Here is a 15,047-nt window from a genome sequence, read left to right as displayed (position 1 = left end):
GGCGGTGGACCATGGCCGTATGAGATCGGCCAGGCCGCCGTGGACCAGGCGCCGCGCCGCCGTGCTCGTTCTGCTCGCCGGACTCGTCGGGCCGCTCGCGGTGGGTGGCTGCGCGGACCTGCCGCCGAAGCCCGGGCCGGGCCCCGGCGAGGGCGGGGGCACAGGCGGGGCGGCCACGGCGATCGACGCGAGCGGCGACGGCGACGGCCCGGTCACGGTCGCCGGCCTCTCCGACGACGGCGACGTCGCCGGCTACCGGGTCGAGGGCGGCCGGGGCTTCCTGTTCGCCGACGGCACCGTCCACGAGCTGCCGCCGGTCGCCGGGTCGCCGTCCGGGACGCCCGTCATGGTCGCGGCGGTCAACGCCGGCGGCCAGGTGGCCGGCGCGGTACCGGCCGAACAGGGCCGCTACCAGCCGGTGGTGTGGCCGGGGCCCGGGGCCCCGGCGATCCCCGTCGGCCCGACGGCGTCGGGCACCAGCAAGGACCTCAACGACCGCGGCGACGTGCTGATCGACGACGGCACGACGGTCGTCGTCGCCACCGCGGCGGCGGGCCCCGTCACCGCGGCATCGGGCATCGTCGTGCGCGTCCCGGCGCTGCCCGGCGCCACCAAGCAGTACGGCCAGGCGATCAACAACGAGGGGCTGGTCATCGGCTGGGCGGAGTACGGCGGCGCCGGCCGCCCCTCGGCGGCCAGGTCCTACCTGTGGGACGGCGCCCGGCTCACCGACCTCGGCAGCCTCGACCCACGGCCGGACACCGCCGCCTTCGTCCGCCCCGCCGCGCTGAACGAGCGCGGCCAGGTCGTCGGCAGCAGCCTGACGCCGTCGGGCGACACCCACGCGTTCCTGTGGGAGGACGGCCGGATGACCGACCTGGGGACGCTCGGCGGCCGGTCGAGCTTCGCCACCGACGTCAACGAGCACGGCCAGGTCGTCGGCTACTCCGCCACGGCGACCGAGGAGGTGCACGCCTTCTTCTGGGACCAGGGCACGATGATCGACCTGGGCGTCCTCGCCGGCGACCACAGCGAGGCCGGCGCCATCAACGACGCCGGCCAGATCGCCGGCTTCTCCACCGCCGCCACGAGCCCCACCACCACCATCGGCGCCACGAATCCCACCGGCGGGGAGCCATCCCCTCCGGGCACCCCGGCCGCGACCACGACCCACGCGGTCGTCTGGAAGGCAACCCGAGCCCTGACCAGCCCGGTCCCCGGCGGCGGCGACCCCCCGCCCGCCTGGGGGGTCGAGCTGACCGACCTCGGCGTCCCGCCCGGCTTCGACGCCAGCGCGGCCTCGGCGCTCAACTCCCGAGGCGACGTCGCCGGCACCGCCACCGCCGGCGACCGCGACGCCCACGCCTTCGTCTGGGCCGTCGGCCGTCGCTGACCCGGCCGGGGCCGGAAAGCCGGGAAACTTCTCGTCGGAGCGGTGTCGATCCAGCTCGCGCCGCTCGTCGGGTAGATGAAGGGCCCGAGTGGCCGCCCACGAGATGAGGAGTCACCCGATGGCGGAGTACCTGATTCTGATCTACGAGAACGAGTCCGACTACGAGACGGGCGGCGAGGCCGTCTACGGGCGCGTGATGGCGGCGCACAACGCGTTCGGCGAGAAGCACGCGGCGGCGCTGCGCGGTGGCAACGCGCTGCAGGGGGTCAGCACGGCGACGTCGGTCCGATCCGACGGCGCCGGCGGCTTCACCACCACCGACGGGCCGTTCGCCGAGACGAAGGAGGCACTCGGCGGCTACTACCTGGTCGAGGCCGCCGACCTGGACGAGGCGATCGCGATCGCCAAGGACGTCCCGGCGTTCTTCGGCGGCGTCGAGGTCCGGCCGATCATGACCTTCGACTGAGCCGGACCTGTATGGCCCGACCAGATACCTGATCGGGTGGCAGGCGCACTCGAGGACCACAGACCCGAGATGATCACCGATCTGAGATAGCGACCCATCTGAGATGACGGCCTACCCGAGATGACGACCGATCCGGGCCGCGGCTCGGCCGCGGCCGCCCAGGTGGCCGCCGCGGTCGCGGACGCGCACCGGCGGGAGTGGGCGTTCGTGCTCGCCGCGACGGTGCGCGTCACGCGCGACCTGGACCTCGCCGAGGAGTGCGTCCAGGACGCCTACGCCCGCGCGCTGACCGCGTGGGCCACCGAGGGGGTTCCGGCGCGGCCGGGCGGCTGGCTCACCACCACCGCCCGGCGGCGCGCCATCGACCTGCTGCGCCGCGACGCCAACCTGCGCCGCCGCCTTCCGCTCCTCGTCGAGGACCCGACCGAACCGGGGCCGGAGGACGAGCCAGGCCTGGAGGAGGCGGCGGGACCAGGGGAAGTACCTGCCACGCCCGCCACGCCGTCCGGCTGGCCGGCGGCTCGCTGGCCGACGCCCCGGTCCGGCCCGCCAGGCGCGGTCGGGCTGGGCGCGGCAGGGCCGGGCATGGTCGGCCCGGCCGCGCCCGGCGGGCCCGCGGACCGGCCCGGGCGTCCCCGCCCGGTCAGAGGCCTCGACGACCTTCCCGTGGTCGCCGGGGCCGCCGACGACCGGCTGCGACTGATCTTCACCTGCTGCCACCCGGCGCTGGCGCTCGAGGCACGGGTGGCGCTGACCCTGCGGCTGCTGTGCGGGCTGACGACGGCCGAGGTGGCGCGGGCGTTCCTCGTCACCGAGCCGACGATGGCGGCCCGGATCACCCGGGCGAAGAAGAAGATCGCCGCGGCCAGGATCCCCTACCGGGTGCCGCCGGCCGCCGAGCTGCCCGAGCGGATCGACGCGGTGCTCACCGTCGTCCACCTGCTGTACACCACCGGCCACACCGCGCCCACCGGCGCCGACCTGGTCCGCCGCGACCTGGTCGAGCGGGCGCTCGACCTGGCCAGGATGCTGCGCCTGCTGCTGCCCGACGACCCGGACGTCGCCGGCCTGCTGGCGCTGGTCCTGCTGACCGACGCGCGCGCCGCCGGGCGGGTCGGGCCGGACGGGCGGCTGCTGCTCCTCGCCGAGCAGGACCGCGCCCAGTGGGACCGGGCCGCGATCGACGAGGGCGTGGCCCTCGTCCGCGAGGCGCTGCGCCGGCGCGGGCCCGGCGCGGGCCCCGGGCGGCTGCCCGGCCGGTTCCCGCTGATGGCCGCGATCGCGGCGGTGCACTCCGGTTCGCCCAGCTGGGAGGACACCGACTGGCGGGAGATCGTCGGCCTCTACGACCTGCTCACGCGGCGCTGGCCGTCGCCGGTCGTGGCGCTCAACCGGGCGGTCGCCGTCGGGTTCGGAGAGGGCCCGGCCGCCGGCCTGGCCGCGCTGGACGCGCTCGCCGCCGAGCCCCAGCTCGCCGGCTACGGCTACCTTCCCGCCGCGCGCGCGGACTTCCTGCGCGCCCTGGGCCGGGTCGCCGACGCCCGCCTCGCCTATGAGGAGGCTCTCGCCCTCACGGAGAACGCGGTCGAACGCGACTTCCTGGCCGCCCGCCTCCGCCAGCTCGGCCCGAGCTGACCTCGGCGGCCTGGCCGGCTGCCAATACCGACAGGAACCTTCTTCTGGATCTTGAAAAGCCTTTCCGGACCGGGAGCACGTCGGCCGGATCTTCCAAACACCGCCAGGAGCCTTCTCGTAGATCTTGAAAAGCCGCTCGACCCCCAATTCCCGCACACATCCGGCGATCATGGACTCGCGGGAGGCCGAACACCTTCCTTAATCACTAGATGTGTACGACATTCGGCGATTTATGTCCGTTTTATCCCCGAATCTCGCACACATCTGGCGATCTCCCAAGGAGACCAGGCGGGGACGGGACGAAGATCGCTGATTGTGTACGCGGATCGGCGGTTCGGGCCCACGGACCATGATCTACGGGAAGCTGAGAGCCGTCTTCGGAATGGCCGGACCCGGCGCCGACCGCCCCGACCGCGCCGCGGCTCAGCTGGCCACGGTCAAGATGCCCCGGCGCGAGACCGCGTCGAGCAGCTCGTCGACGGACCACTGGTCGTAGACGTGCTCGCCGTACTTCACGGCTACGACCTCGCCGGTCGGCGCGATCAGGAAGTCCGCCGGTAGCCCGAGGCTGCCGCCGTGTGGGCGCAGCCCCGGCGAACGCTCCCTGCCACGCAGAACGGCCCAGACCGAGCGGACGACCCCGCGCGCGATCGGCCACCAGGCACGGGGGTCCAGCAGCGCGCGTGCCCTCGACTCGACTCCGAACTCGGTGTAGAGGCGCTTGTCGGGGTCCGCGACTACCGCGAAGGGCAGCTCGGCGGTGTAGCGCGCGAGCTCGTCCGCCGAGGAGTGCCACACCACGACCTCGCGCACACCCGCGGCCTCGATCTCCGCGTGCCGGCGGGCGACCGACCGTAGGTGCAGGTTGCACACCGGGCAGCCGGCGAAGCGGCGGAACTGCAGGTGGACGAGCAATCCTTCCGGGTCGGGGACCGGCACGGGGTGCCCGGAGACCACCGGCAGTTCGCGCGCGGCGATCAGGGTGCCGGGCCGGACAAGGTTGCGTGGTGTGTACATCGAGGCTCCACCTGTAGGCGTACAAGCTACGCCTACCAGCGTAGGCGTAGCTTGTACGCTGTCAACCCGTCCGTGCGATCCACCGCCATGACCCCTGGACTATCCCGATGCCCCGTCGCCCCTCGCTCACCCCGCCGCAACTCGCGTCGGCCGCCCTCGACGTGGTCGACCGGGACGGCCTCGCCGGGCTGACCATGCGGGCCGTCGCCACCCAGCTCGGGGTCAGCACCATGGGCCTCTACCGGTATGTCAAGGACCGGGACGAACTGGAGGCGCTGGTGGTCGAGACCGTGCTCGGCGAGATCGACACCGATCCGCCCGCGCCCGCCCAGGGGGCGTCCTGGCAGGACCAGCTCACGGTGATGGCGCGCCGGCTACGGGACGCCGTCGGCACCCATCCCTCGACGGTGCCCCTCGCGCTCACTCGCCGGTACCGGTCCCAGGCGATCATGCGCTGGTCGGAGACGGTGCTCGCGATCCTCGCCACCGCCGGCATCCACGGCGAACAACGCGTGATCGCCCTACGGGCGCTGCTTGCCTACGCCATCGGCGCTATTCAGCTCGAACACCTCGGCGGCCCGTCCGGCCTCGACGCCCTGGCCGCCGCCCCCGGCACCCCCGCAGCCGGAGACTTCCCGCTCTTGGCCGAAAGCGGGCCTGTGGCCAACGCCATCACCCGCGACGCCGAGTTCCACGGCGGCCTCGCCGTCCTGCTCCGAGGCCTGGCCCGCTGAGCCAAGCAGAACGCCTGGAGATGTATGCAATCGGCGGACGGGCGACACAATCCTGATCCTCGGCGAAGGACGCTCGTAATGCTTCGTTAGGTCGTGCGACCAAGACCGACGTGCGGGTCAGACGGTCACTCGCCCGGCCCTGTGACCTGCATGGCTGCGGGAGGATGATCGCGCTCGTTGTGGCCGCCCGGCCCGCGTTCGCGCTCGTCAGAGCAACCTAACGAAGTACTACTTGGGAAAGGACGCTAGACGACAAGGGATCTACTTCCCGCCGGCGGAAGCGCCGGAGGGGGCCGGATCCCACCTGGTGATCACATCGAGGGTGGGCGCGGCGGCCGTGCCGCCACGCTCGACGCCGAGGCCCGCGGCCGCGGCGATCTCGGCCAGGTCGTCGATCGTCTTCAGCGGACGTCCGGTCGCCTCCGCCTGGATCAAGGACCTGGTCAGCAGGCCTTTCACCTGCTTCGCCTGGTAGCTGAGCGGACGGCGCACCCAGCCCCGGCCGACCCGCTTCTCGGTCAGCGCGCGCACCGGAACGGTGTTTGCCCGTAGCGGACCGGACAGCCGGGGCACCGTCGCGTAGTCCGACGAGCGCAGGTCCACGACGATCTGCTCGCCGAGCGGTACCTCGTCCGGGCCGCCGGCCAGCAGGAGCCCGGGCAGGAGCGGGCCGAGCAGGGCACGCCAGAAGGTGCCAAGCCCGGCGGGGCCGCCACCCGGGCCAAGGCCGGGAATGGTCGCCGCCATGGGAACGCGGTGGTCGGGGATCGGTTCGGTCGCACCGGTCAGGCCGAACGCCGCGTTGCACACGACGATGGCCCGGTCCGCCACGGCCCGCTCGGCCGGCGAGAGGGTCGCCGGTGAGAGCGCCTCGTAGAGCACGCCCGTGAAACGGTCGAGCGCGGGCATCGTCGCCAGGTCCAGGATCCCGACGTTCGCGGCCAGGTCCGCGGCGGCGCTCGTGGCCGGCAGCCGCAGCGCCGCGACGGCCGCTTCCGGGGCGTCCCGGCAGAAGGCGGCCACCGCGGCCGTCACCCGGACGCGTGCCTCGGCGAGCGGGCCGTCGCCGAACCCCGTCGCCCGCAGCGAAGGCCCGTCGCCCCCGGCGGCCTTGGCCTCACTCGGCGGCAGCAGGATCCGCACGTCCGCCCTCTCCTCCTCCAGCCGCACGGCCCTCCGGCCTCACGGCCCTCCGGCGCGGCCCTTCGGCCGCACGGCCCGGCGATGGGTATCGACGCCGGGCTTGGGCAAATCTAGCGACCGGCGCCCTGACCTGGTCGCATGCGCCGACGCGGGTCCTGGATGCTCACAGCGCCCGCACCGCGGTACGCGGCGGCTGGCCGTCGGCATCGGCGGCCGGATCCGGAGACTCTCGCCGAGTGGCTCCCCCGGGGCGGCCAAGGCCCGGCGGCCGGTCGGCGGCCAGGGCCTCGGCCAGGCTGGGGCGGTAGGGGGCAGGGACGCGACGGCGCGGCGTGAGGCTGGGGAGGGGCCAGCGCGGGACGGCCCCGCTGGAGAGGAACCACATCGCGGTGGCGAGCAGGGCGAAGCCGGCGGCCGCGGCGGTTCCGAGAATCCACAGGATCGTGGTGGGGGCGCCGAAGCCGCTCATCGTCAGTGCGCTCTCGAAACGGTCACGAACGCCGAGTGGGCGCAGCGCCTGGTGCTTGAAGGCGATTTCGCGTTCGGACATCAGGACGCAGGTTCCGGCGAGCGCGAGGACGGCGAGCACGGTCGGCAGGCCGCGGCGGGCGCCCGGTAGCGCGCCGAGCGCGATCGCGAGCAGCAGCGCCGCGACGGGCAGGCCGGGCAGCAGGTAACGCGCGAACCACGCGCCTCCGCTGGCGACGTAGCCGATCAGGGTGGCGACCACGACCGCGACGTGCAGCGCGGTCACCAGCCACGCCGCGGCCGGCGCGGCCGCCGTTCGCCACGTCCGCGCCTCTCGCGGGCGCACCCGCGCGGTGTCCGGGGAGACGGGCGACGGACGCGTCATGGTCGACGCCATGGTCGACGTCGTGGTCGAGACGTCGGGCTCCCGCGCCCGGGAGGTGGCCGTCCAGCCGGCCGGCCGATCGGGACGCGGCCGGCGGGCCGCCCAGCGGGCCGCGCACCAGCGGGCGACCCGACGCAGCACCGCCAGGGCCAGGCCGGTCGCGAGCACCCACAGGATGATCTTCGGGATCTGGGTGAGGTCCCGGCCGTCCGCGACGAGAAGCCGGGGACGGCCGAAGAAGCCGCGGTAGATCGCCCACCAGAACGTGCGCGAGGTCAGGACCTCGCCGGACGAGAGCGGCTCCTCCTCGATCGGGAACATTCTGGCGATCAGGCCGCTCGCCGTCGGGTCACCGTAGAGGCGGACATTGCGCCAGTACCACCAGCCGATCCCGCCGGCCACGAGCGCGGCGCCGCCGGCCGCCGTCGCCACCCCGTAACCGATCCGCCGTCGCCATCCCACCGGCGCCCCGGCCGCCGTGTCCGCGGGCGGCGCCAGCACGGGGGCATTGGTCTCGTCCAGGCCGCCAGCCTCGCGTCGGCTGGCGGATCGTTCCGTCTCCGGGTTGCCCGGATCGGTGTGGCCGTCGGCGCGAGGCGCCGCCTGGCGCCGGGGGCGGGTCGCGCGCGGGAACCGGGCCGTGTGCAGGGTGACGGCGAGGCCGGCGGCCGGTAACAGGACCGCCGCGGCGAGCAGGCCGCTCGCCCGGGTCGCGGTGGCGGCGAGCACCGCGCACCCGAAGCAGGCCAGCCTCGCCGGCGAACCGCCCCGACGCAGCAGCGCGACGGTGGCCGCCAGCGCCGCGATGATCGTGCAGACAGCCAACGCGTCGTTGTAGAGCTGCGCGCTCGAGTTCACGAACATGCCGACGGTGCCCAGGAGCGCGGCGGTGGCGACGGCGAGATCGGGCCGGGTGGGGACCAGCTCCCGTACCAGCCAGGCGACCGCGACGAGCGCGGCGACGCCGATCGCGACATTGAGCAGCCGCGCGGCCCGGAAGCCGCCGATCGGGTGGCCGTGATCGATGCCGATCGTCAGTGGCACCGCCTGAAGCCCATAGAAGAGGGGCGGATGGTTCGCGGTGTAGGTGAGAGCCGTGTTGCTCCTGATCAGGTCGCGGGCGCAGTCCGGCATGCCCGGGGCGGCGGCGATCTCCCGGGCGACCGAGTTGGGAACGGGCCGCTGGCGGGAGTCGTCCAGCCAGGTCGCCCGCGCGGCGGCGAGACCGGCCTTCGCCCGGTCGGGTGTGACGACGCAGCCGGCCGGCAGACCCGGCATCCCAGGGATGCGGGACCGGACCGGGGTGCTGATCAGCGGAAGAGTGCCGTCCGCGACGTCGAGGGCGTAGGAGGCGTGCTGGGCCTCGTCGGCGCTGCTGAACGGCGGCGTGGCAAGCGCCGTCAGCGAGGCGAGCGCGGCGAACACCAGGCTCGCCCCGATGACGCCGGCCACCAGCCAGCGGCGCGCACGCGGCCCGCCCATCGGGCCGGCGGGGCCGTGCGTCCGCGGCCGACGCCGGCCGCGCTCGCCGTCTCGCCGCCGGACACGTCCGGACGGCGGGCCCTGCCCGGGCCGGTCAGCCTGCTCGCCGCCCTGCCCGGCCCCGTTGTCCCGATCGGCGCTCTGGCCCCGGTCACGCCGTAAGCGCCCCGCCCCCGCCGTGCCCACCCATGTCTCGATCCATCAAGGGCGGCCGGCGTCGTTCACGGCCAATGCGCCCAAAGAGACGTTAGCGGCTGGCCCAACGGAGAACGCATGGGCCTACCTGGCCATGCGGTCATCCCCTTTGGTCAAGCGACCGGCACAAGGTCCGCGCAAGGGCCTCAGGCCTGGGTGCTGTAGGGGCGGCGGGCGGGGTCGGCGGTGCCGGTGGTCGGGCTGGCCGCGGCGTCGAGGGGCGGCAGGTCGGCGATGGCGGAGAAGTCAGCCTCGCCGTGGCCGCGGTCGGCGGCCTGGCCGGTCAGGTCGAGAACGGCCTGCGCGATGCCGAGCGGCCGGGGCGTGGCCCGGATGGCCAGGCGGACGTCCTTGGCGAGGGCCTCGACGGTGAACGCGGGCGGCGTGAAGTCCCCGGACTCGATCATCGGCCGCTTGTAGCCCAGGATGCCGCCGAGGAAGCCGCCGGCGAGCTCGTCGAGCACGACCTGGCGGTCAAGGCCGAGGTCCGTGCCAAGGGCGAGGGTCTCGGCGATGGCGGCCGTAGCCGCGGCGAGGCTCAGGTTGACGACCAGTTTCAGCGCGCTGCCGGCCCCCACGTCGCCGACCCGGACGATCCGCTCGGGGTCGCCGAACAGCTCCAGCGTGGGGCGGGCGGCGGCGAGGTCGAGCTCGCTGGCGCCCACGAGGATCTTCAGCTTGCCCTCACGCGCCGGGCCGAGGGTGCCGACGACCGGGGCGTCGACGTAACGCAGCCCGGCGGCGGACGCGGCCCGGCCGAGTTCCCGGGCCGCCTCGGGCCCGACGGTCGTCGCATTGATCACCAGGAGGCCGGCCGGGGCGGCGACGTGGACCGACTCCATCACGTCGCCGGCGGATTCCGGCCCGTACAGCATCAGCACGGCCACGTCGGCGTCGGCGACCGCGTCCGCGACGGAGGCGGCCTCCCGGGCGCCGGCGGCGACCAGCTCTCCGGCCCGGCCGGGGGTCCGGTTCCAGAGGGTGAGCTCGTGCCCGCCCGCCAGCACCCGGGCGGCCATCAGCCGGCCCATCTTGCCCATTCCGAGGAACGCCACCCGCATATTCGGCCTCCCGTCATCGCTGCCCGACTGCCGCCATGAACTACGGCTTGCCCGGCTCAACCGGCCTCGCTCGCCGACCCGCGCTTACCGGACCACTGCGCGCTCAGGGCTGCACTTATTGCCCCAACCGCCCGAGAGGCCAGTTTCATCCTGACAGTCCCCGGGCCCCGAGGGCCGCAGCCGACGGCCAGCCCGGCCGCCGGAACCTCGACGCGCTAGCGCCGGGCACCGCTAGGCTGCCCCTCGGCGATCTCGGCCCCCGCGAGGGCGTCGGCGCCTGAATCGCCGGGCAGGTCGGCGGGGTCGGGCAGGTCGGCGGGGCGCGACGCCGCGGGCTCGGGAACCGCGCTGGCCGGGACGGCCCCATCGGCGCCGGCGTCCATGCCTGCGGCACCGGCCTCCACGCTGGCGATGGTTGGGGACACGGCGGCCGGCGACACGACGGCCGCGGCGCGGGCCGGGCGCAGGGCGCGGGCGAGGCTGGCGGCCCCGAGGACGGCGGCGACGCCGAGGACGCCGATGACGGAGGCCAGGTAGCGGTAGTCGAAGCCGGCCGTCAGCGCGGACAGCGCCAGCACCGACAGGCCACCGGCTCCCGTCAGCCAGAACATCGGTGGCGGTCCCGGCCGGCGCCGGGCCCGGGCGACGGGGACGGCGAGGATTCCCGCGACCAGCCCCGCGGCCACCAGCGGCATCGGGGCGTAGCTCGTCTTCGAGTAGCCGTGCAGCAGGCCGGCCAGGTCCTCGTCGAGGCTGGTGGTGATGAAGTACCCGTCGGCGGAGCGCGGGTCGTCGTCGGGCAGGACGTTGGTGATGGTGTTCGGCAGCTCCCAGGTGTCGGCGCGGGAGGTCTTCGACGTCTCGTGCCGGGTCGGGGAGAAGTAGCCGACGAGGTAGTCGCCGGCGGTGGAGACCACCATCCAGGGCTGCGCCCGGATCACCTCGTCGGCGAACTGTTCGGCGAGCTGCTCGCGGCCCTTCGGGATGCGCGGATGCCCCTGCCGCAGCAGCGAGTCGGCGGGCCAGAGGTAGGTGTCGGGCTGGGTGCGCTCGGACACCGGCCGCGGGTCGCACAGCGTCAGCAGGTCGGGCCTGGAGTCCGGGATCACGGAGCAGTCGACGAAGGGCGCCACTCTGCCGTAGAGGAAGTACCCGGAGTGCGCCGAGACGGAGAAGCCCTTGCCCTCGGACAGGCTCCAGCCGCTGTAGGCGCACACCGGCGCCGCCGCGGCCACCCCGTACGCGAGGGTGACCGCCACGACCCGCGACGTGGCGCGGGCACCGCCGCCGTCCCCGCCACGCGACCGGGCCGTGGTGGCCACGGCCGTCGCGACCAGGACGACGAACCCGACGGCCAGCGGCCCGTAGCCGACCGTCCTGATCGTCAGGCTGGCGCCGAGGAGCAGCCCCGCGAGCGCGCCGGCCCAGGCCCTGGGCCGGCCGGGCAGCGCGACCAGCAGCAGCCCGAGGGCGGTCAACGCGCCGAACAGCGTCTCGGCGAGGACGAACTGGCCCAGGTCGAGCACCCAGGGCGAGAGCAGGACCGGTGCCGCGCACAGCGACGCGACCCACGGCCGGCGAACCACCCGCAGCGCGACGGCGTACGTCGCGACGCCGACGAGAAACGTCAGCGAGTGCTGGACGAGCACCAGCCGGGTGAGATGCTCCTCGCCGCGGATCAGCCGCAGGAACATCGGGTACCCGGACGGCCGCCAGTCACCCGGCCACAGCCCGTGCCAGGCCTGGTCGAGGTAGGCGCCCGAGTCGCCGAAGTACATCAGCGCCGGCTGGTAGGCGAGCACCACCAGCGCCCGCGCCGAGAGCGCGACCGCGGCGAGCGCGCCGAACAGCGCGTGCCGCCGCGCCCAGCGGCCGGCCCGGCGCCTCGGTACGCCTCGCCGCGACCGATCCTCGGGCCCGCTCGGACCAGCGGAATCGGGCGTTGACGGCGCCGCCGCCGCGGCGGCGGGCGGGATCGGCGCGGGCGCGGTGGAGGGATCGGTCGGCGTCGCCATCGCGGTCAAGTGTCCCAGGCGATCCCGCTACCGCCGCCTCGACCCACCGACGTCGTGTCCGTCCGTGGTGGTCCCGTTACCCCTTCACTCCGCTGGCGCCGGACGGGCAGCGCGCGGCCAGTGACTCGGATCACATCACTCTCCTTGCAGAGCGGGAATCTTTGCATGGACTGCAAACTTGTAGAGAGAGCAAAGTTGTACTGGACGCATGATTGCCTGGCCTCGGCACCCCGCGCCTGACCCGGCGCGAGCCTCTGCCCTCGGGCGCCCTGACCCGACGCGGCCTCCGGTGCCGACGATCATGCACCGCCCCAGGCAGGAACGGGAGAACAACGCCCATGAACTCGTCACGTAGCGCCGCGCCGGCCTCCGCCGCGCAGCCTCCCGTCGACGGCCGCCGGATCTGGCTGATCGTGATCGCGCTCGGCGCCGGGCTGTTGCTCTCCTCGCTCGACCAGACGATCGTGGCGACGGCGCTGCCGACGATCGTCGGCGACCTGGGCGGCGCGGCCCACCTGTCCTGGGTGGTGACGGCGTACCTGCTGGCGCAGACCGTTGGAACGCCGATCTGGGGCAAGCTCGGCGACCTCTATGGCCGCAAGGTCTTCTTCCAGGCCGCGATCGTCATCTTCCTGGTCGCCTCCGTGCTGGCGGGCCTGAGCCAGTCGATGACGCAGATCATCGCGTTCCGGGCGCTGCAGGGCCTCGGTGGCGGCGGGATCATCGTCGGCGCCATGACGATCATCAGCGACGTGGTCTCGCCGCGGGAGCGGGGCCGCTACCAGGGCGTGTTCAGCGCCCTGTTCGCGGCGTCGTCGGTGCTCGGGCCGCTGCTCGGCGGCCTGTTCGTCGACCACCTGTCGTGGCACTGGCTCTTCTACGTGAACGTCCCGGTCGGCGCGGCGGCGCTCGCGATCGTCACCATCGTGCTGCCGACGGTCCGCGCCGGGACCCGCAAGCGGATCGACTACCTGGGCGGCGCGCTGCTGGCCGCCGCCGCGAGCTGCCTGGTGCTGTTCACCAGCCTCGGCGGGAGCACGATCGCCTGGGCCTCGGCGCCGAGCATCGGGCTCGCGGCCGGCGGGCTCGCGCTGCTGGTGCTGTTCGGGTTCGTGGAGCGGCGCGCGGCCGAGCCGATCCTGCCGCCGCGGCTGTTCCAGATCCGGGTGTTCCGGGTCGCCGGGGTGCTGTCCTTCGTGGTCGGGTTCGCGATGTTCGGCTCGATCATCTTCCTGCCGCTGTTCCTGCAGGTCGTCAAGGGCATCGACCCGACCGTGTCCGGCCTGCAGATGCTGCCGATGAGCGGCGGCATGATGCTCGCCTCGATGACCACCGGCCGGCTGATCGCCTCGTCGGGCCGGTACAAGGTGTTCCCGATCGTCGGGGCGGGCCTGATGACCGTCGGCGCGGCGCTGTTCTCGCTGCTGAGCCCGGACGTCTCGACCGCGCGGCTGAGCCTGTCGATGTTCGTCTTCGGAGTCGGGATCGGCATGGTCATGCCGGTGCTGACGCTGTCGGTGCAGAACGCGGTCGACCCGCGCGACCTGGGCGCGGCGACTTCCGGGGCGACGTTCTTCCGCTCGATCGGCGGTTCGTTCGGCACCGCCGTGTTCGGCACGATCTTCGCGAACGTGCTCACCGACAAGCTGACGCACGCGCTGGCCGGCACCACCGCGCTGCCGGCCGGGACGGGCGGCTCCGATATCAGCCCCAAGATGATCAACGCCCTGCCCGCGGCCCTGCGCGCCGACTTCGTCCAGACCTACGCCGACTCGCTGCAGGTCGTGTTCCTGATGGCGGTGCCGGTCGCGTTCCTCGGCTTCCTGACCGCCTGGCTGCTCCCGGAGCTGCGGATGCGCGCCACCTCCGGCCTCGACGCCCGCGCGCTGACCACCGAGACCGCGGCCGCCGCCACCACCGTCCCGACGACCAGCACTGTCCCGGCCAACACCGCTGTCCCGACCGCCACCGCCGTCCCGACCACCACCGCCGTCCCGACCACCACTGCCATCCCAGCCGTCGCCGTCGCCACCGGCACTGGAACGGCCGCGAACACCATCCCGGCCGCGCGGATCGTCACCCAGAGCCGGCGGCCGGCCGGCGCGGACGGGCTCGACGCCGCCGTCCGCGCCGACGTCCGTGCCGCCGTCCTCGCCGACGTCCGCGCGGATGTCCGCGTCGTCGAACCACCGATCACCGGACGGTCCGCCGGAATATCTTCAGTGGCCGCAAAACTGTAGAGACAGCAAACTTGTAGGGCACGCACGTTCCGGCGGTTCCGATCTGTGGCCGGCGGCGTCGGAGCGGACGGACGAGGCCAGGAGGAGGTGGCGGCGATGGAAGTGCTGGACGCGACGGCGCCCGCCGGGGTGACCCAGCCCGGCGAGCTGGGACTGCGTGAGCGCAAGAAGCGCCAGACGCGGCAGGCGATCCGGGACGCGGCCGTCCGGCTGGTCGCCGACCGCGGGCTGGAACGGGTCACCGTCGACGAGATCGCCGAGGCCGCGAACGTCTCCCCGCGCACGTTCTTCAACTACTTCCGGTCCAAGGAGGACGCGCTCGTCGGGATCGACAACGACGAGATCGAGGAGACCTGCGTCGTGCTGCGCGCCCGGCTGGCCAACCAGCCGCCGCTGGCCGCCCTCGCCGAGGTCCTCACCGCCCGGCTGGAGCGCAAGACGGCCAACCCCCAGCTACACCTGGCCCGGGTGCAGATGCACCACAGCCATCCGCAGCTGTCCGGCGCGCACGCCGCGACCTGGCGGCACTTCGAGCGCCGGCTCGCCGAGGTGATCGCCGAGCGGCTCGGCGTGTCCGCGGAGGAGCACCCCTACCCGAGAACGCTCGTCTTCACGGCGATGGCCGTGGTCCGGGCGGTGATCACGCACTGGCAGCGCGGCGTGGAGCCGACGGCCGAAGGGCTGGCGGCGGAGCTGCGTGCCGGGTTCGACAGCCTCGCCCGCGGCCTGCCCCCGCCGGAACCGGCCGAGCCGTCAGCGCCGGCGCCCGCCGCCCGGCCCGCCGCCACGGCCGGCCCCTGAGCCGGGCCGCCC

At 74.1% G+C, this 15,047-nt stretch carries 11 protein-coding genes; 6 read left to right on the top strand and 5 right to left on the bottom strand.

Going from position 1 to position 15,047, the window contains the following annotated elements:
* Positions 1-19 precede the first annotated feature (19 nt).
* From I6A81_RS11345 to I6A81_RS11335, 3 genes are all read left to right on the top strand, one after another.
* Positions 20-1,393 carry a hypothetical protein gene (locus I6A81_RS11345; RefSeq protein WP_203002558.1) on the top strand — a complete coding sequence of 458 codons (1,374 nt, stop codon included), beginning with the start codon at positions 20-22 and terminating at the stop codon, positions 1,391-1,393.
* Positions 1,394-1,511: 118 nt separating this feature from the next.
* Positions 1,512-1,859: a YciI family protein gene (locus tag I6A81_RS11340; protein ID WP_203002559.1), complete on the top strand. Its 348-nt coding sequence runs from the start codon at positions 1,512-1,514 to the stop codon at positions 1,857-1,859.
* Positions 1,860-1,979: 120 nt separating this feature from the next.
* Positions 1,980-3,494 carry an RNA polymerase sigma factor gene (locus I6A81_RS11335; RefSeq protein ID WP_203002560.1) on the top strand — a complete coding sequence of 505 codons (1,515 nt, stop codon included), beginning with the start codon at positions 1,980-1,982 and terminating at the stop codon, positions 3,492-3,494.
* Positions 3,495-3,917: 423 nt separating this feature from the next.
* Here the strand turns inward: I6A81_RS11335 and I6A81_RS11330 are convergent, their stop codons facing one another.
* Positions 3,918-4,511 (bottom strand): peroxiredoxin-like family protein, encoded by a 594-nt coding sequence (locus I6A81_RS11330; protein ID WP_203002561.1) that lies wholly within the window; start codon positions 4,509-4,511, stop codon positions 3,918-3,920.
* Between the two features lie 107 nt (positions 4,512-4,618).
* On the opposite strand from I6A81_RS11330, the gene I6A81_RS11325 reads away from it, so the two are divergent.
* Positions 4,619-5,245 carry a TetR/AcrR family transcriptional regulator gene (locus I6A81_RS11325; RefSeq protein WP_203002562.1) on the top strand — a complete coding sequence of 209 codons (627 nt, stop codon included), beginning with the start codon at positions 4,619-4,621 and terminating at the stop codon, positions 5,243-5,245.
* A 261-nt stretch (positions 5,246-5,506) separates the two neighbouring features.
* On the opposite strand, the gene yaaA is transcribed toward I6A81_RS11325, so the two are convergent.
* The 4 genes from yaaA to I6A81_RS11305 form a co-directional block, all read right to left on the bottom strand.
* On the bottom strand, positions 5,507-6,388 hold the full coding sequence (gene yaaA, locus I6A81_RS11320) for a peroxide stress protein YaaA (RefSeq protein WP_203002579.1): 882 nt from the start codon (positions 6,386-6,388) through the stop codon (positions 5,507-5,509).
* A 163-nt stretch (positions 6,389-6,551) separates the two neighbouring features.
* The gene (locus I6A81_RS11315) at positions 6,552-8,723 is read right to left on the bottom strand and encodes a hypothetical protein (protein WP_203002563.1); all 2,172 of its coding nucleotides are present in this window, start codon (positions 8,721-8,723) and stop codon (positions 6,552-6,554) included.
* A gap of 341 nt (positions 8,724-9,064) precedes the next feature.
* Positions 9,065-9,979, bottom strand: a complete 915-nt coding sequence (locus I6A81_RS11310; RefSeq protein ID WP_203002565.1) for an NAD(P)-dependent oxidoreductase — start codon at positions 9,977-9,979, stop codon at positions 9,065-9,067.
* A gap of 215 nt (positions 9,980-10,194) precedes the next feature.
* A complete protein-coding gene (locus tag I6A81_RS11305) occupies positions 10,195-11,994 on the bottom strand; it encodes a hypothetical protein (RefSeq protein ID WP_238428916.1) in 1,800 nt (599 codons plus the stop codon).
* A gap of 338 nt (positions 11,995-12,332) precedes the next feature.
* On the opposite strand from I6A81_RS11305, the gene I6A81_RS11300 reads away from it, so the two are divergent.
* Together I6A81_RS11300 and I6A81_RS11295 are read left to right on the top strand one after the other, a co-directional pair.
* Positions 12,333-14,234 carry an MDR family MFS transporter gene (locus I6A81_RS11300; protein WP_238438182.1) on the top strand — a complete coding sequence of 634 codons (1,902 nt, stop codon included), beginning with the start codon at positions 12,333-12,335 and terminating at the stop codon, positions 14,232-14,234.
* A 96-nt stretch (positions 14,235-14,330) separates the two neighbouring features.
* On the top strand, positions 14,331-15,035 hold the full coding sequence (locus tag I6A81_RS11295) for a TetR/AcrR family transcriptional regulator (protein ID WP_203002566.1): 705 nt from the start codon (positions 14,331-14,333) through the stop codon (positions 15,033-15,035).
* The last annotated feature ends 12 nt before the right edge of the window (positions 15,036-15,047 follow it).

This window comes from Frankia nepalensis, assembly GCF_016786325.1.
GTDB classification, from domain to species: Bacteria; Actinomycetota; Actinomycetes; order Frankiales; family Frankiaceae; genus Pseudofrankia; species Pseudofrankia nepalensis.
This window is presented reverse-complemented; position numbering and strand designations above follow the sequence as displayed.